The organism is Pseudomonas sp. RC2C2, from assembly GCF_018390435.1.
Lineage (GTDB): Bacteria > Pseudomonadota > Gammaproteobacteria > Pseudomonadales > Pseudomonadaceae > Aquipseudomonas > Aquipseudomonas donghuensis.
Map to the genome: position 1 here is coordinate 2,173,278 of NZ_JAHBAX010000001.1, position 25,495 is coordinate 2,198,772.

General features: G+C 61.9%; 25 protein-coding genes. 8 read left to right on the forward strand and 17 right to left on the reverse strand.

The window, feature by feature from the left end; all coding sequences use genetic code 11:
- Positions 1-113: 113 nt before the first annotated feature.
- The 3 genes from KHO53_RS10125 to rubA form a co-directional block, all read right to left on the reverse strand.
- Complete coding sequence (locus tag KHO53_RS10125) at positions 114-389, reverse strand: HU family DNA-binding protein (RefSeq protein WP_003213368.1); 276 nt, start codon at positions 387-389, stop codon at positions 114-116.
- 188 nt (positions 390-577) lie between these two features.
- Positions 578-1,726 carry an NAD(P)/FAD-dependent oxidoreductase gene (locus tag KHO53_RS10130; RefSeq protein WP_036995248.1) on the reverse strand — a complete coding sequence of 383 codons (1,149 nt, stop codon included), beginning with the start codon at positions 1,724-1,726 and terminating at the stop codon, positions 578-580.
- 32 nt (positions 1,727-1,758) lie between these two features.
- A complete protein-coding gene (rubA, locus tag KHO53_RS10135; protein WP_010225928.1) occupies positions 1,759-1,926 on the reverse strand; it encodes a rubredoxin RubA in 168 nt (55 codons plus the stop codon).
- A gap of 167 nt (positions 1,927-2,093) precedes the next feature.
- Here rubA and KHO53_RS10140 point away from each other — a divergent pair, with 167 nt between their 5' ends.
- Both KHO53_RS10140 and ubiA read left to right on the forward strand, forming a co-directional pair.
- Complete coding sequence (locus tag KHO53_RS10140) at positions 2,094-2,657, forward strand: chorismate lyase (protein ID WP_026001472.1); 564 nt, start codon at positions 2,094-2,096, stop codon at positions 2,655-2,657.
- Positions 2,657-3,544 (forward strand): 4-hydroxybenzoate octaprenyltransferase, encoded by an 888-nt coding sequence (ubiA, locus tag KHO53_RS10145; RefSeq protein ID WP_100781871.1) that lies wholly within the window; start codon positions 2,657-2,659, stop codon positions 3,542-3,544. The genes KHO53_RS10140 and ubiA overlap by 1 nt, the downstream gene beginning before the upstream one ends.
- 57 nt (positions 3,545-3,601) lie before the next feature.
- On the opposite strand, the gene KHO53_RS10150 is transcribed toward ubiA, so the two are convergent.
- The gene (locus KHO53_RS10150) at positions 3,602-3,976 is read right to left on the reverse strand and encodes a COG4315 family predicted lipoprotein (RefSeq protein WP_036995254.1); all 375 of its coding nucleotides are present in this window, start codon (positions 3,974-3,976) and stop codon (positions 3,602-3,604) included.
- Positions 3,977-4,122: 146 nt separating this feature from the next.
- Between KHO53_RS10150 and phoB the strand changes: the two genes are divergently transcribed.
- From phoB to KHO53_RS10165, 3 genes are all read left to right on the forward strand, one after another.
- On the forward strand, positions 4,123-4,812 hold the full coding sequence (gene phoB / locus KHO53_RS10155) for a phosphate regulon transcriptional regulator PhoB (protein ID WP_010225936.1): 690 nt from the start codon (positions 4,123-4,125) through the stop codon (positions 4,810-4,812).
- 137 nt (positions 4,813-4,949) lie between these two features.
- The gene (phoR, locus tag KHO53_RS10160) at positions 4,950-6,224 is read left to right on the forward strand and encodes a phosphate regulon sensor histidine kinase PhoR (RefSeq protein WP_232531903.1); all 1,275 of its coding nucleotides are present in this window, start codon (positions 4,950-4,952) and stop codon (positions 6,222-6,224) included.
- A 113-nt stretch (positions 6,225-6,337) separates the two neighbouring features.
- Positions 6,338-7,678 (forward strand): hemolysin family protein, encoded by a 1,341-nt coding sequence (locus KHO53_RS10165; RefSeq protein WP_036995255.1) that lies wholly within the window; start codon positions 6,338-6,340, stop codon positions 7,676-7,678.
- 6 nt (positions 7,679-7,684) lie between these two features.
- Here KHO53_RS10165 and KHO53_RS10170 read toward each other — a convergent pair whose 3' ends face one another.
- The 8 genes from KHO53_RS10170 to KHO53_RS10205 form a co-directional block, all read right to left on the reverse strand.
- Positions 7,685-8,581, reverse strand: a complete 897-nt coding sequence (locus KHO53_RS10170) for a peptidoglycan DD-metalloendopeptidase family protein (protein WP_010225940.1) — start codon at positions 8,579-8,581, stop codon at positions 7,685-7,687.
- A gap of 244 nt (positions 8,582-8,825) precedes the next feature.
- A complete protein-coding gene (locus tag KHO53_RS10175; protein ID WP_010225941.1) occupies positions 8,826-9,722 on the reverse strand; it encodes a response regulator in 897 nt (298 codons plus the stop codon).
- Positions 9,723-9,874: 152 nt separating this feature from the next.
- Positions 9,875-10,633, reverse strand: coding sequence for a phosphate signaling complex protein PhoU (phoU, locus tag KHO53_RS10180; protein WP_010225942.1), 759 nt, complete (start codon positions 10,631-10,633; stop codon positions 9,875-9,877).
- Between the two features lie 121 nt (positions 10,634-10,754).
- Complete coding sequence (gene pstB / locus KHO53_RS10185; RefSeq protein ID WP_010225943.1) at positions 10,755-11,588, reverse strand: phosphate ABC transporter ATP-binding protein PstB; 834 nt, start codon at positions 11,586-11,588, stop codon at positions 10,755-10,757.
- 97 nt (positions 11,589-11,685) lie between these two features.
- Positions 11,686-13,302, reverse strand: a complete 1,617-nt coding sequence (pstA, locus tag KHO53_RS10190; protein WP_174242345.1) for a phosphate ABC transporter permease PstA — start codon at positions 13,300-13,302, stop codon at positions 11,686-11,688.
- A gap of 71 nt (positions 13,303-13,373) precedes the next feature.
- On the reverse strand, positions 13,374-15,662 hold the full coding sequence (locus KHO53_RS10195) for an ABC transporter permease family protein (protein ID WP_026001473.1): 2,289 nt from the start codon (positions 15,660-15,662) through the stop codon (positions 13,374-13,376).
- A gap of 139 nt (positions 15,663-15,801) precedes the next feature.
- Positions 15,802-16,800, reverse strand: coding sequence for a phosphate ABC transporter substrate-binding protein PstS (locus tag KHO53_RS10200; protein ID WP_010225946.1), 999 nt, complete (start codon positions 16,798-16,800; stop codon positions 15,802-15,804).
- A gap of 161 nt (positions 16,801-16,961) precedes the next feature.
- Positions 16,962-18,251 (reverse strand): MFS transporter, encoded by a 1,290-nt coding sequence (locus KHO53_RS10205; protein WP_010225948.1) that lies wholly within the window; start codon positions 18,249-18,251, stop codon positions 16,962-16,964.
- A 372-nt stretch (positions 18,252-18,623) separates the two neighbouring features.
- Here KHO53_RS10205 and KHO53_RS10210 point away from each other — a divergent pair, with 372 nt between their 5' ends.
- Positions 18,624-19,025, forward strand: a complete 402-nt coding sequence (locus KHO53_RS10210) for an acyl-CoA thioesterase (protein ID WP_009402429.1) — start codon at positions 18,624-18,626, stop codon at positions 19,023-19,025.
- A gap of 72 nt (positions 19,026-19,097) precedes the next feature.
- Positions 19,098-19,994, forward strand: coding sequence for a D-hexose-6-phosphate mutarotase (locus KHO53_RS10215; protein ID WP_213570266.1), 897 nt, complete (start codon positions 19,098-19,100; stop codon positions 19,992-19,994).
- Positions 19,995-20,049: 55 nt separating this feature from the next.
- On the opposite strand, the gene KHO53_RS10220 is transcribed toward KHO53_RS10215, so the two are convergent.
- The 5 genes from KHO53_RS10220 to KHO53_RS10240 all read right to left on the reverse strand — a co-directional run bounded on the left by KHO53_RS10220 (position 20,050) and on the right by KHO53_RS10240 (position 23,672).
- A complete protein-coding gene (locus KHO53_RS10220) occupies positions 20,050-20,583 on the reverse strand; it encodes a DUF3299 domain-containing protein (RefSeq protein WP_026001294.1) in 534 nt (177 codons plus the stop codon).
- A gap of 50 nt (positions 20,584-20,633) precedes the next feature.
- The gene (locus KHO53_RS10225) at positions 20,634-20,882 is read right to left on the reverse strand and encodes a GlsB/YeaQ/YmgE family stress response membrane protein (protein WP_010222807.1); all 249 of its coding nucleotides are present in this window, start codon (positions 20,880-20,882) and stop codon (positions 20,634-20,636) included.
- Positions 20,883-20,975: 93 nt separating this feature from the next.
- Positions 20,976-22,058, reverse strand: coding sequence for a 5-(carboxyamino)imidazole ribonucleotide synthase (locus KHO53_RS10230; protein ID WP_036995259.1), 1,083 nt, complete (start codon positions 22,056-22,058; stop codon positions 20,976-20,978).
- Positions 22,059-22,068: 10 nt separating this feature from the next.
- Positions 22,069-22,560 carry a 5-(carboxyamino)imidazole ribonucleotide mutase gene (gene purE / locus KHO53_RS10235; protein WP_010222805.1) on the reverse strand — a complete coding sequence of 164 codons (492 nt, stop codon included), beginning with the start codon at positions 22,558-22,560 and terminating at the stop codon, positions 22,069-22,071.
- A gap of 200 nt (positions 22,561-22,760) precedes the next feature.
- Positions 22,761-23,672, reverse strand: a complete 912-nt coding sequence (locus KHO53_RS10240; protein WP_010222804.1) for a LysR substrate-binding domain-containing protein — start codon at positions 23,670-23,672, stop codon at positions 22,761-22,763.
- A 177-nt stretch (positions 23,673-23,849) separates the two neighbouring features.
- Between KHO53_RS10240 and aspA the strand changes: the two genes are divergently transcribed.
- Entirely contained in the window at positions 23,850-25,274 is a 1,425-nt protein-coding gene (gene aspA / locus KHO53_RS10245) for an aspartate ammonia-lyase (RefSeq protein ID WP_010222803.1), read from the forward strand.
- The last annotated feature ends 221 nt before the right edge of the window (positions 25,275-25,495 follow it).

Here is a 25,495-nt window from a genome sequence, read left to right on the forward strand (position 1 = left end):
CCCATCGTTGCGACGGGGGCCGCGTATGCTAGCCAGATGCCAGGGCGGCGGCAATAAAAAACGGGCACCTTGTGCGGTGCCCGTTTTTTACTGCAATCGATCTGTGCGAGGCATCACGGATTGACGCTGTCCTTCAGGGATTTGCCTGGTTTGAAAGCAACGGTGTTGCTGGCCTTGATCTTGACCGGTTCGCCGGTTTGCGGGTTTTTACCAGTGCGGGCACCGCGGTGGCGCTGCAGGAAGGTACCGAAGCCGACCAGCGTCACGCTGTCCTTGCGATGCAGGGCGCCAGTGATTTCTTCGAGCACGGCGTTGAGCACGCGGTTAGCTTGCTCTTTGGTGAGATCGGCCTTTTCCGCAATGGCGGCGGCGAGTTCTGGTTTACGCATAGTGAAGCCTCTTTGACGGTTTTTTTGTTGTTATGCCGTGCTGCTCTTCAAGAACAGCGCCCAAGGCACCGCAGGCTCTAAACTGCGGCAGACGGGAGTGAGAATGGCATGCCCTCAGGGGCCGCGCCAGTCTCTGGGCGGCCATTGTTGGGGCAAAGGCAGGGGAAATCCGACAGAACGCCGGTTATTTACGCCATCAGCGCCGGAAGTTGCCGATTTAGAGCCAGCTTCTCCATGACCGCAGTGCCGGTCAGGGCATAGCCCAGCAACTGGCCGTCCGCATCGTGACAGAGCACCTTGAGGTCCGCACCCAGCCCTTCAACGCTCCACTGGCCTTCGCGGCCATGGGGCGGGGGCGAAACCACCAGCGGGCAGGCCGGGGTTTTCACCGTGACCGGCATCGGCCCATAGGCAACCGCTGTCGGGTTACCGGCCAGGGTTTGCGCCAATGCCCGGGCGCAGCTCATCAAGGGCATTACGTACAGCAGGTTGAGGCCATCGACTTCGGCGCAGTCGCCCAGGGCGAAGATATTGTCGTGAGAAGTGCGCAGCTGACGGTCGACCACCACGCCGCGGTTGACCTGCAGCCCCGCTGCCGAGGCCAGGTCGATGCGTGGTCGCAGGCCGACCGCCGAAACCACCAGGTCGCAAGCGATCACGCTGCCGTCTGACAAGTGCGCCTCCAGGCCCTGCTCCAGCCGCTGCAGGCGGGTCAGCACCGGCCCCAGGTGGAAACGCACGCCCAGCCCCTCCAGGCCAAGCTGTACGGCGGCAGCGGCCGCCGGGTGCAGCAAGGTCGGCATGACCTGCTCGCACGGCGCCACCAGCGCGACCTGATAGCCGCCCAGGCTCATGTCATTGGCAAATTCACAACCAATCAAGCCGGCACCGAGGATCAGCACCCGTTGCTTGCCGGCTGCCGCGACACGGAAACGGGCGTAGTCTTCGAGGTCGTTGATCGGGAAAATCAGGTCGGCAGCGTCGCCTTCGACCGGCACCCGCACGGTTTCGGCGCCCCAGGCCAGGATCAGGTCCCGATAGGGCACCTGCTCCTCGCCGATCCACAGGCGCTTGTGGCCGGGGTCGATGCCGCTGATGCGGGTGTGGGTGCGCACTTCGGCCTTGAGTTGCTCGGCCATGGCGCCGGGCTCGGCCATGCTCAGGCCGTCGGCATCCTTGTTCTTGGCAAAACCGGTGGAGAGCATCGGCTTGGAATAGGAGCGGCCGTCGTCGGCAGTGATCAGCAGCAGCGGCGTTTCGCCGTCGAGCTTGCGAAATTCGCGGGCCAGGTTGTAACCCGCCAGACCTGTACCGACAATCACCACTGGAGCCGTCATGCGCTGCTTTCCTTGAATCTGTTTGGAGGGGATCAGCCGATGGCGATCATTTCGAAGTCCATTTTGCCGACGCCGCAGTCCGGGCACAGCCAGTCTGCGGGTACGTCTTCCCACTTGGTCCCTGGAGCGATACCGTCATCCGGCCAGCCCTCGGCCTCATCGTAGATCAGGCCACAGACGATACATTGCCACTTTTTCATTACGCACTTCCTCAAAGAACTCAGGCTTTGGAGTGGCCGCTCTGGTGAACATTACAATGGCGACCATCAAAGAGGGGCTTTGTACTGGAGCGAGGTGCCAGCATGCAAGCCGGATCGGGCAATCATGCTAAGCTCGGCGTCTCTCTGGCCTGTTATTCGATACCGCCGTGCCGTACGAAACATTGCAAGCGCCCGCTGCATTCTGGCTGCAGCACCCTGACGTGGCAGACAACACCCCGCCCGCGACCCTCGACTGGTTGTTCGACCAGGGCTCCCTGACCCGCCGCCTGATTCAATTATCCGCCGATCACTTTTCTGTTACACCTCTTTGCGAGGGTTGGCAGCGCTTGCGCGACGATGAATGCCTGGCCCTTGATCTGCCCCTGGGCAGCGAAGGCTGGGTGCGCGAGGTGTACCTGCGCGGCCATGGCCAGCCCTGGGTGTTTGCCCGCAGCGTGGCCGCGCGCAGCTCGCTGGAAAGCGGCGGCCTGGACCTGGCAGCACTGGGCAGCCGCTCACTGGGTGAACTGCTGTTCTGCGAAAAGGGATTTGCTCGGCGGCCCATCGAGGTCTGTCACTACCCACACGCCTGGCTGCCGGCGGAGCAACGCCATGAAGGCTTGTGGGGACGTCGCTCACGCTTCGACCGTGGCACCTTGAGCGTGCTGGTGGCTGAAGTGTTCTTGCCTACGCTGTGGATTGCTGCCGATAAACCCTCGGAGAACCGCTGATGTACCTGCAGCTGCTCAAGTCGTTCAATCGTCTGCATCCCCGGGCCTGGGACTTCATCCAGCTGAGCCGGATGGACCGCCCGATCGGCATCTACCTGCTGCTGTGGCCGACCCTCTCGGCAGTCTGGATTGCCGCCAAGGGCACGCCGACCGTCGCCAATGTGCTGATTTTCACCCTCGGCGTGGTACTGATGCGTGCCGCAGGTTGCGCAATCAACGACTTTGCCGACCGCAAGGTCGATGGCCACGTCAAACGCACCGCCGACCGTCCGCTGGCTGCTGGGCGGATCAATGCCCGCGAGGCGCTGATTCTGTTTGCCACGCTGGTCGGGGTGAGCTTCTTGCTGGTGCTGTGCACCAACGCCACCACGGTGTGGCTGTCGTTCGGTGCCGTGGCGCTGGCGGCCTGTTACCCGTTCATGAAGCGCTACACCTACTACCCACAGGTAGTACTGGGGGCGGCCTATTCCTGGGGCATCCCCATGGCCTTCACCGCCGCCACCGGCGAGCTGCCGGCCATTGCCTGGCTGCTGTACATCGCCAACCTGCTGTGGACCGTGGGTTACGACACCTACTACGCCATGGTCGACCGCGATGACGACCTCAAGATCGGGGTCAAATCCACTGCCATCCTGTTCGGCGAAGCCGATCGGGTGATCATTCTGACCTTGCAGGTGCTGTCGCTGGGCTGCCTGCTGCTGGCCGGCAACCGCTTCGAACTGGGCGGCTGGTTCCACCTGGGGCTGGTGGCGGCGTTGCTGTGCTTTGCCTGGGAGTTCTGGTCAACGCGCAAGCTGGACCGCGAGTCGTGCTTCAAGGCCTTCCTGCACAACCACTGGGCGGGGCTGCTGATCTTTATTGGCATCGTACTGGATTACAGCTTCTGATTGTTTCGCGGGGCAAGCCTGCTCCTACAGGAGCCGGTTTACCCCGCGATGAAGCCACTAGGGTTTGGCAACGTGCCAGACATCTTTCATGCCATCGCCCATGGTGTCCCCCGCCTTCTTGTCTTTAACGAAGGTATACAACGGCTTGCCGTCGTAGGCCCATTGCATCGAGCCGTCATCACGCTTGATCTGCGTCCACTTGCCCTCGGCTTTTTCTCCTGCCTTGACCATCAATGGCGGCCAGTTTTTGGCACACTCGCCACTGCACATGGATTTGCCTCCGGTATCCTTGTCAAAGGTGTAAAGCGTCATGTCGGAATGATCGACCAGCATGCCGTTCTTCTCCATGGCATGATCAGCCAGAGCCACTCCCGGCAGCGCCAAGACAACTGCAGTGAATAGAGCCATCCAGTTCAGCGTATGTCGTGTCATTGGATTCACCGTAAAGCTCGGGAAAGGGAATTTAAGCCTAGCCCAGTAACAGAATGTTGCTGCAACGGCCCCCGAGCTGTCACACGACTGCAATAATTCCGTTATCTAATGCGGGCCAAGACACCTTTAATGGAAGAGGTTTAAGCATGGTTGGCAGAAACATTCTGATCGTTGACGACGAAGCGCCAATTCGCGAGATGATCGCCGTTGCATTGGAAATGGCCGGCTATGACTGCCTGGAAGCCGAGAATTCCCAGCAGGCCCATGCCATCATCGTCGACCGCAAACCCGATCTGATCCTGCTCGACTGGATGCTCCCGGGCACGTCCGGCATAGAACTGGCCCGGCGTCTCAAGCGTGATGAGCTGACTGGCGACATCCCGATCATCATGCTCACCGCCAAGGGTGAGGAAGACAACAAGATCCAGGGCCTGGAAGTCGGTGCCGACGACTACATCACCAAGCCATTCTCGCCGCGCGAGCTGGTGGCCCGGCTCAAGGCCGTGCTGCGCCGCGCAGGCCCAAGCGATGGCGAGGCGCCGATCGAAGTCGGCGGCCTGCTGCTCGACCCGATCAGCCACCGGGTGACCATCGACGGCAAGCCGGCCGAAATGGGCCCGACCGAATACCGCCTGCTGCAGTTCTTCATGACCCACCAGGAACGCGCCTACACTCGTGGGCAGCTGCTGGATCAGGTCTGGGGCGGTAACGTCTATGTCGAAGAGCGCACCGTCGATGTGCATATCCGCCGCCTGCGCAAGGCGCTGGGTGATGCCTACGAAAATCTGGTACAAACCGTCCGCGGCACTGGATACCGCTTCTCTACCAAGAGTTGAGAACGCTGCAAGCTGCAAGAAAGAGCAAAAGCAAACGCAGATCCGCTTCAACCTTGCAGCTTGTAGCTTGCAACGTGCGGCTGATCCGCTAAGGATCCCAATTGAACCAGAACTGGCATGGCACCCTGATTCGCCACATGCTGTTGCTGATCACTGTCTGCCTGCTGGCCGGCCTGATCAGCGGCTACTATGGCTGGAGCCTGGCCCTGGGCCTGGCGATCTACCTGGGCTGGACCCTCAAGCAACTGCTGCGCCTGCACGAATGGCTGCGTCTGCACAAACCCGATGAAGCACCGCCCGACGGCTATGGCCTGTGGGGCGAGGTGTTCGACAGCATCTATCACCTGCAACGCCGCGACCAGCGCGTGCGCGGGCGCCTGCAGGCGGTGATCGACCGGGTGCAGGAGTCCACCGCCGCACTCAAGGATGCGGTGATCATGCTCGACAGCGATGGCAACCTGGAGTGGTGGAACCGCGCGGCGGAAACCCTGCTGGGCCTCAAGACCCCACAGGACAGCGGCCAGCCAGTGACCAACCTGGTGCGCCACCCGCGTTTCAAGGAGTACTTCGAACAGGAGAACTACCTCGAACCACTGGAAATCCCCTCGCCGATCAATGACCGCATGCGTGTGCAGCTGCATATCACCCGCTATGGCAACAACGAGCACCTGATGCTGGTGCGCGATGTCACCCGCATCCATCAGCTGGAACAAATGCGCAAAGACTTCGTCGCCAACGTCTCCCACGAACTGCGCACGCCGCTGACGGTGATTGCCGGCTACCTGGAAACCCTGCTCGACAACGTCGAAGAGGTGAACCCACGCTGGGTTCGCGCGCTGCAGCAGATGCAGCAGCAAGGCGGACGCATGCAGACCCTGCTCAATGACCTGCTGTTGCTGGCCAAGCTGGAAGCCACCGATTACCCCTCGGACAACCAGCCGGTGGCCGTCGATACCCTGTTGCAATCGATCAAGGGCGACGCCCAGGCGCTGTCCGGGCAACGCAACCAGCGCATCAGCCTGGAAGCCGAGCCGGGTATCCGCCTCAAGGGCAGCGAGGCGGAGCTGCGCAGCGCCTTCTCCAACCTGGTGTTCAATGCGGTCAAGTACACCCAGGATGAAGGCCAGATCCGCATCCGCTGGTGGGCCGACGAGCAAGGTGCGCACCTGAGCGTGCAGGACTCGGGCATCGGCATAGACCCCAAGCATTTGCCACGCCTGACCGAACGCTTCTACCGGGTCGACTCCAGCCGCGCCTCCAATACCGGCGGCACCGGCCTGGGCCTGGCAATCGTCAAGCATGTGCTGTTGCGCCATCGGGCGCGCCTGGAAATCAGCAGCGTGCCGGGCCATGGCAGCACCTTTACCTGCCATTTCGCCCCTGCCCAGATGGCGGTGCGCCAGGCCTCCTGAGCCGCCGCCCTTTAAATTTGCGCAGTCAGCCGCTACATTGGCTGACTCGCGCCAGCACGTGCTGGCATTGCTGTACTCCCTTTCTTAGAAGACGGACCCCGTAAAACTCCATCATGGACCCTTCCCCTGGTTTCAACCTCGCTGCACTTTTCGCCGATTTCGGCATGATTCTTTTTGCTCTGCTGCTGGTTCTGCTCAACGGCTTTTTCGTTGCCGCCGAGTTCGCCATGGTCAAATTGCGCTCGACCCGGGTCGAGTCGATTGCCGAGCAGCATGGCTGGCGCGGGCAAATCCTGCGCACCGTGCACAGCCAGCTGGACGCCTACCTGTCCGCTTGCCAACTGGGTATCACCCTCGCCTCGCTGGGCCTGGGCTGGGTGGGTGAACCAGCCTTCGCCCACCTGCTCGAGCCGCTGCTGGGTGCGGTCGGCGTCGAATCGCCGGAAGTCATCAAGGCCATCTCGTTCTTCAGTGCCTTCTTCGTCATCTCCTACCTGCACATCGTCGTCGGCGAGCTGGCGCCCAAGTCCTGGGCGATCCGCAAGCCCGAACTGCTGTCGTTGTGGACGGCGGTGCCGCTGTACCTGTTCTACTGGCTGATGTACCCGGCGATCTACCTGCTCAACGCCAGCGCCAACGCCATCCTGCGTATCGCAGGCCAAGGTGAGCCCGGGCCGCACCACGAACACCATTACAGCCGTGAAGAGCTCAAGCTGATCCTGCACTCCAGCCGTGGCCAGGACCCCAGCGACCAGGGTATGCGGGTGCTGGCGTCCGCGGTGGAAATGGGCGAGCTGGAAGTCGTCGACTGGGCCAACTCCCGTGAAGACATGGTCTGCCTCGATGCCAATGCGCCGCTCAAGGAAATCCTCGCGATGTTCCGCCGGCACAAGTTCAGCCGCTACCCGGTGCTCGATGCCGAGCGCGGGGAGTTCATCGGCCTGCTGCACATCAAGGACCTGCTGCTGGAGCTGGCCGACCTCGACCATATCCCCGAGTCGTTCAACCTGGCCGAGCTGACCCGCCCGCTGGAGCGCGTGTCGCGGCACATGCCGCTGGCCCATCTGCTCGAACAGTTCCGCAAGGGCGGCGCGCATTTCGCCCTGGTCGAGGAAGCCGACGGCAAAGTCATCGGCTACCTGACCATGGAAGACGTGCTGGAAGTGCTGGTCGGCGATATCCAGGACGAACACCGCAAGGCCGAACGCGGCATCCTTGCCTACCAGCCGGGCAAGCTGCTGGTGCGCGGCGACACCCCGTTGTTCAAGGTCGAGCGCCTGCTCGGCGTGGACCTTGACCATATCGAAGCGGAAACCCTCGCCGGCCTGGTCTACGAGACCCTCAAGCGGGTGCCGGAAGAGGAAGAGCTGCTGGAAGTCGAAGGCCTGCGCATCATCATCAAGAAGATGAAAGGCCCGAAGATCGTCCTGGCCAAGGTGCTCAAGCTCGATTGAGCCGCCTCAGGGGTTGCCGGCGGTAAAATTCGGCAACCCACCGACGGGCTGGTTGAACTGGTAGGGAATCGACTCCAGCGCCAGCCCGACGTTGCGCTGCACCACAAAATGCAGATGCGGCCCGCTGCTGTTGCCGGTATTGCCGGACTTGGCCAGCGGCGTGCCATACACCACCCGCTGCCCTTCCCTGACCACCACCGAGCCGCGCATCAGGTGCAGATACACGCCCATGGTGCCGTCTTCGTGGAGGATCCGTACGAAATTGCCCGAAGGATGGCTGCCACGGCCGCTCTGGCTGTTTTCAGTCTTGATTACCACCCCTGCCCTGGCGGCGATGATCGGCGTGCCCTCGGGCATGGCGATGTCCATGGCATAGCGACCCTTGGGCCCGAAGTGGCTGTAGCGGCCATTGGGCCCCTGGGACAGGCGAAAGGGCCCGCCACGCCAGGGCAAGGGATAGCGGAAGGCCAGTTGGCGCTGGCCCGGGTTGCCCAGGGCGTAAGAGAATTTCTCCTTGTAGCTCACCGGCCTGCCGGGCTGCCGCGCACTTAGCAGGGTCAACGGCATCGTCGTGCGCGCCGGTATTACCCCCCGTACCAGCCGTGACGCCCCACCCTGCACATTGCCCATGCGCTGCAAACGCAGCTCCACCTCGACTGGCGCGTAAGTGTCGTTGCGCGCACTGAAGCGCACACCACCGGCAAACCGGCTGACCTGCAACTGCACCTGGGTGTCCAGCTGTTCGACCATCCTGTCGCCAAAGACAAATGCCCGGCTGCCGGGAATCGGGCGATCGGAATAAGACACCACGCCATAAGCGTCGGTACTTTTGTACAGGGTGATGCCCAGCACAGGGCTGCAAGCCGTGAGCAAGGCGCAGAACAGCAGCGTGCGTGCAGGCATGAGTAGTGGCTTTTTGACAGTTGATGGTCTGTCGAAGCCTAGCAGCAGATTTTGGCGGGGATGCGGCGAGAGTGTTTCAGGGGTGTGCCAGGAGACGAGCGGTGCATTGATCGCCGGCAAGGCCGGCTCCTGTAGGAGCGGGCTTGCCCCGCGAGGAGGCCAGCCCAGTCAATACATCAGGTGTTGTCTGGATTGCGACCGCTGCGCGCTCGATCGCGGGGCAAGGCCCGCTCCCACAGGGCCGTCAGGCCCCCGGTACGAAGTGCTTCTGCGCCGATCCGCGGGCGATCAAGCGCGACAGGTAGTCGAGCTTCTGCGCATCCTGGTCAACAAACTTGAAGGTCAGTTGCAGCCAGTCGCTGTCCGGCTTGGGCTCCAGCGCGGCAATCGCATGCAGGTAGCCGTTAAGACGCGCGATCTCGGCGTTCTCGCCCTGCTCCAGGTCGAGTACCGCACCTTCCAGTACCTGTGGCAGGGTTTCGCCACGACGCACCACCAGCAGCGCCTCCTTGAGGCTCAGCGCCTTGATCACGCACGGCTGAACGCCGCTTGGCAAACGCAGTTGGCCCTGGCCACGACCTGCCGGTGCCGCAGCGCCAGGCTTGGGAGCGCTCACCAACGGTTTGGCCGCTGCCACGGGGGCCGCTGGCGCTGTCGGCTTGACCGTTTCGGCACGGCCGCCGGTCAGGGCGCTCAGCGAGTCGTTGGCAAAGGCCGAACTGGCGCGGGTCGGCGCACTGGCCAGCAAGGTGTCGAGCTTGCCAACCTTGGTCAGGGCTTTCTTCACCTTGGTCAGCAGTTGCTCGTTGGTGAATGGCTTGCCGACAAAGTCCGAAACCCCGGCCTGAATCGCCTGGACGACGTTCTCCTTGTCGCCGCGGCTGGTGACCATGATGAACGGCAAGGTCTTCATCGACTCCTGCTGGCGGCACCAGGTCAGCAGTTCAAGACCGGACATTTCCGGCATTTCCCAGTCGCACAGGACCAGGTCAAAAGTCTCACGGCTCAGCAAGGTCTGGGCCTTGCGACCGTTGACCGCGTCTTCGATGACGATACCGGGGAAGTAGTTACGCAGGCACTTCTTGACCAGGTCGCGAATGAACGGCGCATCATCCACAACCAACACACTGACTTTACTCATCGCCACTCCTATTGAATCCCGACTAGCATAACGCTGACTGATGGCCATTTGCCAAACATTGGGTCACGCCGGGACTCGTTGTTTCGTTCGCGGCTGCCTCACCCGCAAACGAAAACGCCCGGCCAAGGCCGGGCGTTCATTCTCGGGCAGTCTTAGTTATCGTCAGATTTGCCCGGAACATTAGCGCTTTCACCACTGCGCTGAACCTCTTCCTGCATACGCTTGAGGCCCAGGTGACGCACATCGGTGCCGCGTACCAGGTAGATCACCAGTTCGGAGATATTACGGGCGTGGTCGCCGATACGCTCCAGCGAACGCAAGGCCCAGATCACGCTGAGAACACGCGAGATCGAGCGTGGATCTTCCATCATGTAAGTGACCAGCTCGCGCAGCGCGGTCTTGTACTCGCGGTCGATGGTCTTGTCGTACTGAGCGACCGAGAGTGCCAGGTCGGCATCGAAACGGGCAAAGGCATCGAGGGCATCACGGACCATGTTGCGCACCTGGTCACCGATGTGACGCACTTCGACATAACCACGCGGCGACTCGCCTTCCTCGCACAGCTGGATGGCGCGGCGGGCAATCTTGGTCGACTCGTCGCCGATGCGCTCCAGGTCGATCACCGACTTGGAAATGCTGATGATCAGACGCAAGTCGGACGCCGCCGGCTGGCGCCGGGCAAGAATGCGCACGCACTCTTCGTCGATATTGCGCTCCATCTGGTTGATCTGCTCGTCGACTTCGCGCACCTGCTGGGCCAGGCCAGAATCGGCCTCGATCAGCGCGGTAACCGCGTCGTTGACCTGCTTCTCGACCAGGCCGCCCATCGCCAGGAGGTGGCTGCGAACCTCTTCGAGTTCGGCGTTGAACTGCTGGGAGATATGGTGGGTAAGGCTGTCTTTATCGATCATGCTTTCGCTCCGCGAAAAAGCTTCAAGTAGCAAGCTTCAAGCTTCAAGTTTGTTCGTGTCGTTCCCGGGCTTCACGCTCGCCACTTTCTTGCAGCTTGCGGCTTGAAGCTTGCAACTGCCGTTAACCGTAACGGCCAGTGATGTAGTCTTCGGTCTGCTTCTTCGCCGGATTGGTGAACAATGTGTCGGTATCACCGAACTCGACGAGCTTGCCCATGTACATGAACGCGGTGTAGTCGGAGACCCGTGCCGCCTGTTGCATGTTATGGGTAACGATGACGATGGTGTACTTGGACTTGAGCTCGTAGATCAGCTCTTCAACCTTCAGCGTCGAGATCGGGTCGAGTGCCGAGCAGGGCTCGTCGAGCAGCAGCACTTCTGGCTCCACGGCGATGGTGCGGGCAATCACCAGACGTTGCTGCTGGCCACCGGACAGACCCAGCGCCGACTCATGCAGGCGGTCCTTGACCTCATCCCACAGTGCCGCGCCCTTCAACGCCCACTCAACCGCTTCGTCGAGCACGCGCTTCTTGTTGATGCCCTGGATGCGCAGGCCGTAGACCACGTTCTCGTAGATGGTCTTGGGGAACGGGTTGGGCTTCTGGAACACCATGCCGACCCGGCGGCGCAGCTCGGCCACGTCTTCGCCCTTGCGGTAGATGTCGTTGCCGTAGAGGTTGATCGCACCTTCGACGCGGCAGCCGTCAACCAGGTCGTTCATACGGTTGAACGTACGCAGCAAGGTCGATTTACCGCAGCCGGACGGGCCGATGAAGGCGGTCACGCGCTGCTTGGGGATGTTCATGCTGACATCGAACAGGGCTTGCTTGTCGCCGTAGTACAGGCTCAGGCCAGGCACTTCGATGGCTACGGTTTCTTCAGCCAGGCGCAGGCTCTGTTTGTCGCGACCCAGGGCCGACATGTCGATACCGTGAGAATGGGTTTCATGTTGCATGATTTCACTCCGTTTGTAGCTGCAAGCTTCTAGCTGCACGCTGCAAGTTTGAGCAAAAGCGGCGTGTAGCTTGCCGCTTATGGCTAATAGCTTTCAGTCAACTATCCAGCGCCTTGTACTTCTCGCGCAGGTGGTTACGAATCCAGACCGCCGAGAGGTTCAACGTGGCGATTACCAGCACCAGCAGCAACGCGGTGGCGTACACCAGCGGCCGCGCGGCCTCGACGTTGGGGCTCTGGAAGCCGACGTCATAGATGTGGAAGCCCAGGTGCATGATCTTCTGGTCCAGGTGCAGGTACGGGTAGTTGCCGTCCACCGGCAGCGAAGGCGCAAGCTTCACCACCCCCACCAGCATCAGCGGCGCCACTTCACCGGCGGCGCGGGCCACGGCGAGGATCATGCCGGTCATCATCGCCGGGCTGGCCATCGGCAGGACGATCTTCCACAAGGTCTCGGCCTTGGTCGCACCGAGCGCCAACGAGCCTTCGCGGACCGTGCGCGGAATCCGCGCCAGGCCTTCTTCGGTGGCCACGATCACCACCGGCACCGCCAGCAGCGCCAGGGTCAGCGAAGCCCAGAGCAGGCCCGGGGTACCCAGGGTCGGCGCGGGCAAGGCTTCGGGGAAGAACAACCGGTCGAGCGAGCCACCCAGCACATAGACGAAGAAGCCCAGGCCGAACACGCCGTAAACGATTGCCGGAACACCCGCCAGGTTGTTCACCGCGATACGGATCAAGCGGGTCACCGGGCCCTGACGCGCATATTCACGCAGGTACACCGCCGCCAGTACGCCGAACGGGGTGACGATCACGGCCATGATCAGGGTCATCATCACGGTACCGAAGATCGCCGGGAAGATCCCGCCTTCGGTGTTGGCTTCACGCGGGTCGTCGCTGAGGAATTCCCAGACCTTGGCAAAGTACACACCCAGCTTGGTGAATACGCCCATGCCGTTTGGCTGGTAGGCGTGCACCACCTTGCTCAGGTTGATTTCCACCTCACGACCATTACCGTCCTTGGCTACCAGGCTGTCGCGGCCGAAGTCCTGGTGCAGGCCGCCCAGGCGCTCTTCGATGGCCTTGTAGCGGTTGTTCAGCTCGGCGCGCTCGGCTTCGATATCAGCCTGGGCAGCGGCATCCAGCTTGCCATCCAGTTCCAGCTTGCGGGTCTGCAGGCGCAGGCGCTCAAGGCCGTAGTTGATCGCACCGATGTCTTTCTTCTCAAGCCTCTGCAGCTCGCCGGCCAGCTTGTCGGCACGCTTGAGGCGGTTCTGCAGTTCGCTCCAGGCGGCCTGGCCTTCGGCGACCACCTTGCCGTTCTCCTTGACGCTGACCAGGTAGCCGTAGAAGTTGCCCCACTCGCGGCGCTCCAGGGCGATCAGGTCGACCGGCTTCTGCTGGTCGGTCAGCCATTCGCCAACCACCCAGGTGAAGTCGCTGCCGTTGAGGTCGCGGTTACCGATCTTGATCAGCTCGCGGGTCATGAACTCAGGGCCTTCGTCAGGCACCGGCAAGCCGGCACCCTTCAGACGCGCGCGAGGTACTTCTTCCTTCTGCACCACTTCGCCGACGACGATGTGGTTGGCCTGGCCAGGCACGTTGTAGCTGGCTTGCAGCAGGTCGGCCGGCCAGAAGTGGCCAAGGCCGCGCACGGCGATCACGGCGAGCAGACCAATGGTCATGATCACCGCGATGGCGACCGCGCCACCGCTCATCCAGACGCCAGGGGCGCCGCTCTTGAACCAGCTTTTGAGGGAATCCTTTTTCACGGATCGCTACCTTTCTATCAAAGCGACGAGTATTTCTTGCGCAGACGCTGGCGAATCAGCTCGGCCAAGGTGTTCATCACGAAGGTGAACATCAGCAGCACCAGCGCGGCGAGGAACAGCACGCGGTAATGACTGCCACCGACTTCCGATTCGGGCATCTCCACCGCAACGTTGGCCGCCAGGGTGCGCATACCTTCGAACAGGTTCATTTCCATGACCGGGGTGTTGCCGGTGGCCATCAGCACGATCATGGTTTCACCCACGGCGCGGCCCATGCCGATCATCAGCGCGGAGAAGATCCCCGGGCTTGCGGTCAGGATGACCACGCGGGTCAGGGTCTGCCACGGCGTGGCACCGAGCGCCAGCGACCCCAGGGTCAGGCTGCGCGGCACGCTGAACACGGCGTCTTCGGCGATCGAGTAGATGTTCGGGATCACCGCGAAGCCCATGGCAATGCCCACGACCAGGGCGTTGCGCTGGTCATAGGTGATCTTCAGATCGTTGGTGATCCACAGGCGCATGTCACCGTCGAAGAACCAGGTCTCGATGAACGGGCTCATGTACAGGGCAAACCAGCCGGTGAACAGGATCACCGGGATCAGGATCGCCGCTTCCCAGCCATCCGGCACCCGCAGGCGCAGCGACTCGGGCAGACGGCTCCAGGTGAAGCCGGCGACCAGGATGCCCAGCGGCATCAACAGGAACAGGCTGAACACACCTGGCAGGTGACCTTCAAGGAATGGCGCCAGGAACAGGCCGGCGAAAAAGCCGAGAATCACCGTCGGCATCGCTTCCATCAGCTCGATCACCGGCTTGACCTTGCGGCGCATGCCCGGAGCCATGAAATAGGCGGTGTAGATGGCGGCAGCAATGGCCAGCGGCGCGGCCAGGATCATCGCGTAGAACGCAGCCTTGAGAGTACCGAAGGTCAGCGGCGACAGGCTCAGCTTGGGTTCGAAGTCCGTGTTCGAGGCGGTCGACTGCCAAACGTACTTGGGCTCGTCGTAGTTCTCGTACCAAACCTTGCTCCACAGCGCGCTCCAGGACACTTCCGGGTGCGGGTTCTTCAGGCTCAGCGGCAGCAGCTTGCCGCCTTCTTCGATGATGATGCGGTTGGCCCGCGGCGACAGCGCCAGGATGCCCGCGCCTTCCGCGGCCGGTTCGACCAGCAGGGTACGGTGCGCGGTGCTGTGGAACACCCCGAGCTTGCCGTCGGCATCGAGGGCGACGAAACCCTTGCGGCGTTCTTCGGCATCGATCTGCACGATCGGCGCCTTGCCCATCTGGAATTCGCGAATGCGCTTGAAGCGCTGCTCGCCATCCGGGTCGCGGGCCATGAACCACTGGGCCAGGCCGCCTTTGGAATCACCGATGATCAGCGAGATACCGCCCACCAGCTGGGTGCTGGCAGTGACTTCGGCATTGCCGTCGTCGAGCAGCTTGTAGCGACCGTTGAGGCTCTTGTCGCGCAGGCTGAAAACGTCGGCCTGGGCGCGACCGTTGATTACATACAGCCATTGCTGACGTGGGTCGATGAAGATGGCTTTCACCGGTTCGGTCATCTGCGGCAGGTCGATGCGGCTCTGCTCGCTGGTGACTTCGCCGGTCATCATGTTTTCTTCGCGGCTCAGCGACACCACCTGCAGGTGCGCACCGGTAGAGCCGGCCACTACCAGGGTCTCGCCATTGACGTTGAGGCTGACATGTTCCAGCGCGCGGCCCTGGTCGTCCAGGGTGAACGGCTCCTGGCCATACGGGAAGTCGATGGCCGGACTGATGGTTTTCTTGTTGTCCGGGTAGGTGATCTTGTAGCTGTGGCTGAACGCCAGCGCCTGGCCGTTGGACAGGCCCAGCACCACCAACGGGTTGCCCGGCTGATCGGCACCGATCGAAGTCACCTGGGTACCGGCAGGCACCGGCAGATCCACACGCTTGAGCTCGGCACCGGTCTTGGTGTCGAAGAACAGCGCCTGGCCCTTGTCGGAAACCCGCATGCCGACCAGGTTCTGCTCTTCAAGGGCAATCATCAGTGGCTTGCCGGCGTCCTGCTGCAGCCAGGTCGGCTCCAGGGCCTTCTTGCTGGTCAGGGTCGCGCCCTGGAACAGCGGCACGACCACGTAGGCCAGGTAGAAGAAGATCAGGGTGATTGCCGCCAGCACGGCAAGCCCGCCCACCAGTACATACCAGCGGGTCAGGCGGTCCTTGAGCGCACGCATGCGCCGCTTGCGTTGCAGTTCGGGCGTATTGAAGTCAATCCGCACGGGGGGAGAATTTTGGGTCATTGTGGAGTTGGCCAGATCATTCATGCGCACACCCTAGCGGTCCCGTATGACAAAAACATGACAATGCAGTGACGCAAAAAAGCCCGCCGCGCAGATACCCCTGGCAGCGGACTCGCAATGAGTGGCGAGACCGGGACAAAACCCGACCCCGCCGGTCTTTCACTTACTTCTTCGCAACGTTGCCGTTGTGGTTCAGACCCAGGTCCGCCAGGGCTTTATCAACCACTTTGGCAGGCAGCGGGATGTAACCGTCCTTAACCACGACTTGCTGGCCGGCTTGCGACAGGACCAGCTTGACGAACTCGGCTTCCAGCGGGGCCAGAGGCTTGTTCGGCGCCTTGTTGACGTAGACGTAGAGGAAACGCGACAGCGGGTAAGTACCGTTCAGGGCGTTGGCTTCGTTGTCTTCAACGAAGGCACCGCCTTCTTTCTTGGCCAGAGGCACGGTCTTGACGCTGGCGGTCTTGTAACCGATGCCCGAGTAACCGATGCCGTTCAGCGAGCTGCTGATCGACTGTACGACCGAAGCCGAGCCCGGTTGTTCGTTGACGTTCGGCTTGAAGTCGCCTTTGCACAGGGCTTCTTCCTTGAAGTAGCCATAGGTGCCGGACACCGAGTTACGGCCGAACAGCTGCACTGGCTTGTTGGCCAGGTCGCCGGTCACGCCCAGGTCGCCCCAGGTTTTCACGTCGGCCTTGGCACCGCACAGGCGGGTCGAGGAGAAGATGGCATCGACCTGGGCCATGGTCAGGCCTTTGATCGGGTTGTCCTTGTGCACGAACACGGCCAGGGCGTCGACGGCAACCGGGATGGCGGTTGGCTTGTAGCCATACTTCTGTTCGAAGGCCTGCAGCTCGACGTCCTTCATCTTACGGCTCATCGGGCCGAGGTTGGCGGTACCTTCAGTCAGCGCGGGTGGCGCAGTAGAGGAGCCGGCAGCCTGAATCTGGATGTTTACGTTCGGATATTCCTTTTTGTAGGCCTCAGCCCACAGGGTCATCAGGTTGGCCAGGGTATCGGAACCGACGCTGGAGAGGTTGCCCGACACACCGGTGGTCTTGGTGTAGGTCGGAATAGCAGGGTCAACAGCGGCAACCGCATTGGCGGTGGCAACGCCAGCGGCGACGAAAGTCAGGGCCGCCATCAAACGCTTCAGTTTCATGCCTTGCTCCTAGCAGGAATTGGGGTGAGATGGATCGGGCCCAAGTATCTGCAGGCCGTATGACTACTCTATGAATCGAATGTGACAATTAGATGAAAGGCCATCACCGGCGAGCGGTGATGGCCTTTGCAAAATGTTGCGAGGCTTGTTTTAGAGCGCTTTCAGCGCTTTTTCGCCGTCAGATAAATTCCCACCAACAGACCAATGGCGCAGATGCCAGCGACATAATAGGCAGGCGCCATCGGGCTGAGCTTGAGCAGCGCGGTGACCACCATCGGCGTCAGACCGCCAAAGATCGCGTAGGCCAGGTTGTAGGAAAACGACAGGCCGCTGAAACGGACTACAGGCGGAAAGGCTTTGACCATCACGTAAGGCACGGCGCCGACAATGCCGACACACAGGCCGGTCAGGGCATACAGGGGGAACAGCCATTCGGGATGGGTGGGCAAGGTGTGATAGAAGGTCCAGGAGGTCACCAGCAACGCCAGGCTACCGACGATAAACACCCGGCCAGCGCCAAAACGGTCGGCCAGTGTCCCGGTGCCGATGCACCCCAGGCTGAGCAGGACGATGGCCAGGCTATTGGCCTTCAGCGAATCGGTGGGGCTGACCTGATAGAGGCTCTGCAACAGCGCCGGAGTCATCAGGATCACCACGACGATGCCGGCCGACAGCAGCCAGGTCAGCAACATCGACAGGACAATGGCGCCACGGTGATCACGCAGCACGGCGCGCAGCGGTACCTCCTCAGCCAGCGCCTTGCGCGCCTGCATCTCGGCGAATACCGGTGTTTCATGCAGCCAGCGGCGCAGGTACACGGCGAACAGGCCAAATACCCCACCGAGCAGGAACGGGATACGCCAGGCGTAGTCGGCGACCTCCTGCTGGCTATAAACCGTGTTGATCAGGGTCGCCACCAGCGAGCCGAGCAGGATCCCGGCGGTCAGGCCTGCCGTCAGCGTGCCGCAGGCATAACCGGTGTTGCGTGCCGGCACGTGCTCGGAGACGAACACCCAGGCGCCCGGCACTTCACCACCAATCGCCGCGCCCTGGATCACCCGCATCACCAGCAGCAGGATCGGCGCCCACAGGCCGATCTGCGCGTAGGTCGGCAGCAGGCCCATGATCAGCGTCGGTACGGCCATCATGAAGATGCTCAGGGTGAACATCTTCTTGCGCCCCAACAGGTCGCCGAAGTGGGCCATGACGATGCCACCCAGTGGCCGCGCCAGGTAGCCGGCGGCGAAGATGCCAAACGTTTGCATCAAACGCAGCCATTCGGGCATTTCGGCGGGAAAGAACAGCTTGCCGACGACCGTGGCGAAGAACACGAAGATGATGAAATCGTAGAATTCCAGCGCACCGCCCAGGGCGGAAAGCGACAGGGTCTTGTAGTCACTGCGGGTCAGCGGCCTCGAAGGCTGCGCGATACTGCCGGGCACGGAGGTCATAGGGCTCTCTTGTTGGCATTTCTTATTGGGGGTGCAGGCCGCCTGGCGCGCGGGTTTGGGCCTGGGAAGCCTGGAACGATAGCAAATTGCTGGAAAAAGCACATAGCAGTACAAATTCAATACAAGTATTCATGACTGCATGGTCGTCGCTGCGCTTTCGGCTCTATATACTGGCCGCTTGTAGGAAAGGGTTGCGTCTTCTGAAGGATGTTGTGCGAAAACGCCGCTAGGTATGCTTAGTCGGTTTCGCAGAGTTTCCCTTCGCCGCCTGGCAAAGCGAAAGCAGCGTAGAATAGTTGTGCTGAATCGTTTTTCGAGGCGTCTTTCATAGCGCCAACCAACGAAGCGTCATGGGTCAGAGGCACCCCCGGCATGATTGAACTCGAACAAGAAGATCCTATCCCGCAAGGCGACCTGGCCTTGCAGATCACTGCATTGCCCCGTGAAACCAACGGTTTCGGCGATATTTTCGGCGGTTGGCTGGTCGCCCAGATGGACCTGGCCGGCACCGCAATGGCCAGCCGTGTCGCTGGCGGCCGTGTCGCCACCGTGGCCATCGATCGCATGGCATTCCTGGTGCCAGTGGCGGTCGGCGCGCAATTGTCCTTCTATACCCAGACCCTGGAAATTGGCCGTAGCTCGATCCAGATGATGGTCGAAGTATGGAGCGACGATCCGCTGTCCAGTGAATGGCGCAAGGTTACCGAAGCGGTATTCGTGTTCGTCGCCATCGACGGCAGCGGTCGCACCCGCTCGGTTCCTCCTCGTCGCTGAGACCGCTGCGCGGTAAACTCGAAGGCATGCAAGCGGTCCAAAGCCGTACGGCAAACCAACGAGATAAAGCGCATGTCCACACCCAAGGTCGAATCCGAACAGCACGGCGAGCTCAATTGCTGGCGCATCACCAGCGACACTGCCGAACTGCTGGTAGCCCAGCAGGGCGCGCAGGTGCTGAGCTATCAGCGCCTCGGCGAGCCGCCTTTGTTGTGGCTCAGTGACCAGGCCATCTTCAAGCAGGGCAAATCCGTGCGCGCCGGTGTTCCGGTGTGCTGGCCCTGGTTTGGCATTTTCAAGCGCAACCCCGAAGCGGTGCAGGCCATGTATCACGCGGAAGACGGCCCTGCCCATGGCCTGGTCCGCGGTCGTGACTGGCAATTGCTGGGGATCACCAGCGGCGACGACGATATCCGCGTCGAATTCACCCTGCCCGAGACCCAGGGCGACCTCCCCGGCTGGCCCCATAATGTCGAGCTCACGCTGAGCATTGTCATGGGCGAGCAACTGAGCATTACCCTCTCCAGCTACAACCTCGACAACGTTGCGGTCACCCTCAGCCAGGCGTTGCACAGCTACTTCGCCGTCGGCGATGTGCGTCAGGTGCAGGTTGAAGGTGTCGATGGCCTTGACTACATCGAGACCCTGGCCAACTGGGAGCAACGCAAGCAGCAAGGCCATCTTGGTTTTGCCGGCGAGACCGACCGCATCTACCTGCAGGCGCCGGACCAACTGAGTATTGTCGACCCGGCCTGGCAGCGGCGCATTGTGCTAACCGCGCAGGGTTCGCGTACGGCCGTGGTCTGGAACCCCTGGACCGCGCGCGCCGCCGAACTGCCAGACATGGCCGACGATGGCTGGCAGCGCATGCTCTGCATCGAAACCGCCAACGTGGTGGATGACCTGGTCACACTGGCGCCGGGCGCGACCCATTCGCTGAGCCTGACAATCGCTAGCGAAGCGCTCTAGATCGCTATCGCGGGGCAAGCCCGCTCCTGCAGGAGCGGGCTTGCCCCGCGATCATTCACAGATCAGCGTCCTCCACCACCCGCACCTTGGCCGCATCCATTGCATAGGCCGCATCGGCCAGGTCATTGCTGACCTTCTCCACCTTCAAGGTACCGTTGACCCACAGCGGCGTGTAGATATCGTCGAGCTTCAAGCCCTTGGGATAGCGCACCAGCACCAGTTGGTTCGGTGGCGGTGGCGGCACATGGATACAGGCGCCCGGGTAAGGCACCAGGAAGAACAGCGTGCTGTTGCCCTTGGCGTCGGTTTCCAGCGGTACCGGATAGCCGCCCAAGCGAATTTGCTTGCCGTTCATGGCTGCCACGGTCTTGGTCGAATACATGACCGCCGGCAGGCCCTGGCTCTGCTTCAGGCCACCCTTTTCGGTGAAGGTGCCCATGGCTTCCGGAGAGTTATGGTCGATTTCGGGCATCTGCTCGAGGGCTTTCTGGTCCGACTTGGGCATCAGTTCCAGCCAGTCGGTTTCCGGCATTTCAGCCCGGGCCAGGCCGCTCAGCAGCAATAGGGAGAGGAGTAATACACGGCGCATGAAAAAGCTCGGCAACGAAGGAGTTCGGTGCCGAGCATTCTAGCCTGCCGTCAGCTCTTTTTGACGACCAGGCCGTAGATCACCAACAGGACAATCGCGCCCACCAGCGCGCCGAGGAAACCCGCACCCTCTCCGGCCTGATAGATGCCCAGCGCCTGGCCGCCGTAGGTCGCGGCAAGCGAACCGGCAATACCCAGCAGAATGGTCATGATCCAGCCCATGCTGTCGTCGCCAGGCTTTAGAAAGCGTGCCAGCAGACCGACGATCAGGCCGATGAAGATGGTTCCGATGATACCCATGGCAATCCCTCTGAGTTAAATGGCGCATGCCAAAGCCTAGCCAGCGCTTTGGCATCCTGCCATCAGAGGGATAGCGGAGCGGGAAGGTTCCCTTCAGCCCTTGATCAGGGCTTCGACTTGCTGGATTTTTTGTTCCAGGGTCGCCAGGTCGTCGCAACGCAGGGTGGCGTGGCCAACCTTGCGCCCGACCTTGAAGGCCTTGCCGTAGTGGTGCAGGTGGCATTCGTCGATGGCAATCACCTTGTCGACCGCCGGCACTTCACCGATGAAGTTGAGCATCGCGCTTTCGCCGACCTTGGCGGTCGAACCCAGCGGCAAACCGGCAACGGCACGCAGATGGTTTTCGAACTGGCTGCACTCGGCGCCTTCGATGGTCCAGTGCCCGGAGTTATGCACCCGTGGAGCAATCTCGTTGGCCTTGAGGCCACCATCGACTTCAAAGAACTCGAAAGCCAGCACGCCGACATAGTCGAGCTGCTTGAGCACGCGACCGGCGTAGTCTTCGGCCAGGTTCTGGAGCAAGTGGTCTTCGCTGGCCACCGACAGGCGCAGGATGCCGCTCTCGTGGGTGTTGTGCACCAACGGGTAGAAACGGGTTTCGCCATCACGGGCGCGCACGGCGATCAGCGACACTTCGCCGGTGAACGGTACGAAGCCTTCGAGCAGGCACGGGACGCTGCCCAGTTCGGCGAAGGTACCCACAACATCCTCGGCAGTTCGCAGCACTTTCTGCCCCTTGCCGTCATAACCCAGGGTGCGGGTCTTGAGTACGGCAGGCAGGCCGATGCTGGCAACGGCGGTATCCAGGTCGGCTTGCGACTGGATATCGGCGAAGGCCGGGGTGGGAATGCCCAGGTCCTTGAACATGCTCTTTTCGAACCAGCGATCGCGGGCGATACGCAGGGATTCGGCACTCGGGTAGACCGGCACGAACTGCGACAGGAAGGCCACGGTTTCAGCCGGGACGCTTTCGAATTCGAAGGTCACCAGGTCAACTTCGTCGGCCAACTGTCGCAGGTGGTCCTGGTCACCGTAATCGGCACGCAGGTGCTCGCCCAGAGGCGCCGCGCAGGCATCTGGAGCCGGGTCGAGGAAAGCGAAGTTCATGCCCAGCGGAGTACCCGCCAGAGCCAACATGCGGCCCAGCTGGCCGCCACCGATTACACCGATTTTCATGCTTTTGACCTCAAGCCTGGCGCGGATCTGGATGGTCCAGAACGTTGTCTGTCTGCTCAGCGCGGAACTGTTTGAGCACCGTGTGGAACTGCGGGTGCTTGGCGCCAAGGATGCTTGCCGAGAGCAGCGCGGCGTTGATCGCGCCGGCCTTGCCAATGGCCAGGGTGGCAACCGGAATACCGGCTGGCATCTGCACGATCGACAGCAGCGAGTCGACCCCGGAGAGCATCGACGACTGTACCGGCACGCCCAGCACCGGCAGGTGGGTCTTGGCCGCACACATGCCTGGCAGGTGGGCAGCGCCACCGGCGCCGGCGATGATCACCTCGATGCCACGGCCTTCGGCCTCTTCGGCATACTGGAACAGCAGGTCCGGGGTCCGGTGGGCAGACACCACCTTGACCTCGTAGGGAATGCCGAGTTTTTCCAGCATATCGGCGGTGTGGCTAAGGGTGGACCAATCGGACTTGGAGCCCATGATCACGCCAACCAGTGCACTCATCGTCGAGCCTCTTCTCTTGGGCGCCCGCAGGCGCGTCAAAAAACAACAAGCCACGCGGGACGACCGGCGTGGCTTGTTATACGAATTAGGGCCGGGCATGCCGACCGAAGGCCGCGCAGTATACCGCAAAGCAACGCCTTGGATGCACCCTGACGACCAACTGTCGGCCTTATTTTTCGGGGCTTTGGCTGACTTTTGGGTCAAGCCCCGGCTGCTGGCGAACCGCCCTCAAGCTTGCGCCACAGCAGGCGCACGTTGGCCTTGCGCACCAGGGCGCAGCGATACAGGCGGATTTCCAGCGGCACATGCCACTGGCTACCGCCGCAAATCACCAGCTCACCGCGCTCAAGCTCGGCCCGCGCCGACAGCCGTGGCACCCAGGCGATACCCAGGCCTTCAAGGGCCATGCTCTTGAGGCTGTCGGCCATCGCCGTTTCATAGACGGTGGTAAAACGCAGGTTGCGCTGACGCAACAACAGATTGACCGAACGACCGAGAAACGCCCCGGCGCTGTAGGCCAGCAACGGCACACTGCCCTCGCCTTCCAGATCGAACAGCGGCTTGCCCTCGGCATCGGCGGCGCACACAGGCAGCATCTCGGTATGGCCCAGATGCAGCGACGGGAAGATCTCCGCATCCATTTGCAAGGCTGCATCGGGGTCGTAGAAGGCCAGCATCAGGTCGCAGCCGCCTTCACGCAGGGCATGCACCGCATCGCCGACGTTGGTTGCCACCAGGCGCGTGGCGATGTTCAGGCCGTCGTTGCGCAGTTGCGCGATCCAGCGCGGAAAGAACCCCAGCGCCAGCGAGTGCGCCGCCGACACCTGGATCACCTCGCCCTGCCCGCCTTCCAGGTGATGCAGGTGGCGCAACACTTCGCCCAACTGATCCACCACCGTACGCGCCGTCACCAGGAACAATTGCCCCGCCGCCGTCAACTCAATAGGCGTACGCGAGCGGTTGACCAGGGTCAGCCCCAGCGCCGCCTCAAGGCTGCGAATACGCCGGCTGAAGGCCGGCTGGGTGACGAAGCGGCGCTCGGCGGCCTGGGAAAAGCTGCGGGTCGCGGCCAGGGCACTGAAATCTTCCAGCCATTTGCTCTCAAGGTTCATGAGCTCTCCAGGCATGCACCAAAATTGAACACGCTCGATCGGCAGTTGACGTCACATCAACCCGTATGCCGTTTATGCATAGGTTAGCGTGTAACAGCATTGGCCGCAAAATCGGCGCAAGCCTAGGATTGGCGCCATTCCGGCATGTGCCGGGTCAAACTCGAGATGATATCTATCATGTCCGCTGCTGCATCGTTCCGTGTCGAAAAAGATCTGCTTGGCACCCTCGAAGTCCCTGCTGATGCCTACTACGGTATCCAGACTCTGCGTGCTGCCAACAACTTCCACCTCTCCGGCGTTCCGCTGTCGCACTACCCTAAACTGGTTGTGGCCCTGGCCATGGTCAAACAGGCTGCTGCCGACGCCAACCGCGAGCTGGGTCACCTGAGCGATGCCAAGCACGCTGCCATCAGCGAGGCTTGCGCCCGTCTGATCCGCGGCGACTACCACGAGCAGTTCGTGGTCGACATGATTCAAGGCGGTGCTGGTACGTCTACCAACATGAACGCCAACGAAGTGATCGCCAACATCGCGCTGGAGGCCATGGGCCACCAGAAGGGCGAGTACAAGTACCTGCACCCGAACAACGACGTGAACATGGCGCAGTCGACCAACGACGCCTACCCGACCGCGATCCGTCTGGGTCTGCTGCTGGGTCACGACGCCCTGCTGGCCAGCCTCGACAGCCTGATCCAGGCCTTCGCTGCCAAAGGTCAGGAATTCGATCACGTACTGAAGATGGGCCGTACCCAGCTGCAGGACGCTGTGCCGATGACCCTGGGCCAGGAATTCCGCGCCTTCGCCACCACCATGACCGAAGACCTCAACCGTCTGCGTTCCCTGGCGCCAGAGCTGCTGACCGAAATCAACCTGGGGGGTACCGCCATCGGTACCGGCATCAACGCCGACCCTGGCTACCAGGCCCTGGCCGTTCAGCGCCTGGCCACCATCAGCGGCCAGCCGCTGGTACCGGCTGCCGACCTGATCGAAGCCACCTCGGACATGGGCGCCTTCGTCCTGTTCTCGGGCATGCTCAAGCGTACTGCGGTCAAGCTGTCGAAGATCTGCAACGACCTGCGCCTGCTGTCCAGCGGCCCACGCACCGGCATCAACGAAATCAACCTGCCAGCGCGTCAGCCAGGCAGCTCGATCATGCCAGGCAAGGTCAACCCGGTTATCCCGGAAGCGGTCAACCAGGTGGCCTTCGCCATCATGGGCAACGACCTGGCCCTGACCGTCGCGGCCGAAGGTGGCCAACTGCAGCTGAACGTCATGGAGCCGCTGATCGCCTACAAGATCTTCGACTCGATCCGCCTGCTGCAACGCGCCATGGACATGCTGCGCGAGCACTGCATCGTCGGCATCACCGCCAACGAACAACGCTGCCGTGAACTGGTCGAGCACTCGATCGGCCTGGTCACCGCCCTGAACCCGTACATCGGCTATGAAAACGCTACCCGTATCGCTGCCATCGCCCTGGAAAGCGGCCGTGGCGTGCTGGAACTGGTACGTGAAGAAGGCCTGCTGGACGAAGAGATGCTCAACGACATCCTGCGTCCGGAAAACATGATTGCTCCGCGTCTGGTGCCGCTCAAGGCGTAACCGATGCTGTAACACGCTCACCAGGTCGAGGGACTAGACACCTCTCACCTTTTGAGGGCCCAGGGATCATTCCCCGGGCCCTTTTTTTATGCCCTCCTGCCGCACCTTCAATCCCTGTGGGAGCCGGCCTTGCCGGCGATGAAATCAGCACGGTTTCAGCTGCTACGCGTCGGCCGCATCGCTGGCAACGCCAGCTCCCACGGTGGCGACCACAGGGCATA

Coding starts and splice junctions, on each gene's coding strand:
- KHO53_RS10125 (WP_003213368.1), bottom strand. CDS start 389: ATGCGTAAACCAGAACTCGCCGCCGCCATTGCGGAAAAGGCCGATCTC.
- KHO53_RS10130 (WP_036995248.1), bottom strand. CDS start 1,726: ATGACGGCTCCAGTGGTGATTGTCGGTACAGGTCTGGCGGGTTACAAC.
- rubA (WP_010225928.1), bottom strand. CDS start 1,926: ATGAAAAAGTGGCAATGTATCGTCTGTGGCCTGATCTACGATGAGGCC.
- ubiA (WP_100781871.1), top strand. CDS start 2,657: ATGTACCTGCAGCTGCTCAAGTCGTTCAATCGTCTGCATCCCCGGGCC.
- KHO53_RS10150 (WP_036995254.1), bottom strand. CDS start 3,976: ATGACACGACATACGCTGAACTGGATGGCTCTATTCACTGCAGTTGTC.
- phoB (WP_010225936.1), top strand. CDS start 4,123: ATGGTTGGCAGAAACATTCTGATCGTTGACGACGAAGCGCCAATTCGC.
- phoR (WP_232531903.1), top strand. CDS start 4,950: ATGCTGTTGCTGATCACTGTCTGCCTGCTGGCCGGCCTGATCAGCGGC.
- KHO53_RS10165 (WP_036995255.1), top strand. CDS start 6,338: ATGGACCCTTCCCCTGGTTTCAACCTCGCTGCACTTTTCGCCGATTTC.
- KHO53_RS10170 (WP_010225940.1), bottom strand. CDS start 8,581: ATGCCTGCACGCACGCTGCTGTTCTGCGCCTTGCTCACGGCTTGCAGC.
- KHO53_RS10175 (WP_010225941.1), bottom strand. CDS start 9,722: ATGAGTAAAGTCAGTGTGTTGGTTGTGGATGATGCGCCGTTCATTCGC.
- phoU (WP_010225942.1), bottom strand. CDS start 10,633: ATGATCGATAAAGACAGCCTTACCCACCATATCTCCCAGCAGTTCAAC.
- pstB (WP_010225943.1), bottom strand. CDS start 11,588: ATGCAACATGAAACCCATTCTCACGGTATCGACATGTCGGCCCTGGGT.
- pstA (WP_174242345.1), bottom strand. CDS start 13,302: ATGAGCGGTGGCGCGGTCGCCATCGCGGTGATCATGACCATTGGTCTG.
- KHO53_RS10195 (WP_026001473.1), bottom strand. CDS start 15,662: ATGAATGATCTGGCCAACTCCACAATGACCCAAAATTCTCCCCCCGTG.
- KHO53_RS10200 (WP_010225946.1), bottom strand. CDS start 16,800: ATGAAACTGAAGCGTTTGATGGCGGCCCTGACTTTCGTCGCCGCTGGC.
- KHO53_RS10205 (WP_010225948.1), bottom strand. CDS start 18,251: ATGACCTCCGTGCCCGGCAGTATCGCGCAGCCTTCGAGGCCGCTGACC.
- KHO53_RS10210 (WP_009402429.1), top strand. CDS start 18,624: ATGATTGAACTCGAACAAGAAGATCCTATCCCGCAAGGCGACCTGGCC.
- KHO53_RS10215 (WP_213570266.1), top strand. CDS start 19,098: ATGTCCACACCCAAGGTCGAATCCGAACAGCACGGCGAGCTCAATTGC.
- KHO53_RS10220 (WP_026001294.1), bottom strand. CDS start 20,583: ATGCGCCGTGTATTACTCCTCTCCCTATTGCTGCTGAGCGGCCTGGCC.
- KHO53_RS10225 (WP_010222807.1), bottom strand. CDS start 20,882: ATGGGTATCATCGGAACCATCTTCATCGGCCTGATCGTCGGTCTGCTG.
- KHO53_RS10230 (WP_036995259.1), bottom strand. CDS start 22,058: ATGAAAATCGGTGTAATCGGTGGCGGCCAGCTGGGCCGCATGTTGGCT.
- purE (WP_010222805.1), bottom strand. CDS start 22,560: ATGAGTGCACTGGTTGGCGTGATCATGGGCTCCAAGTCCGATTGGTCC.
- KHO53_RS10240 (WP_010222804.1), bottom strand. CDS start 23,672: ATGAACCTTGAGAGCAAATGGCTGGAAGATTTCAGTGCCCTGGCCGCG.
- aspA (WP_010222803.1), top strand. CDS start 23,850: ATGTCCGCTGCTGCATCGTTCCGTGTCGAAAAAGATCTGCTTGGCACC.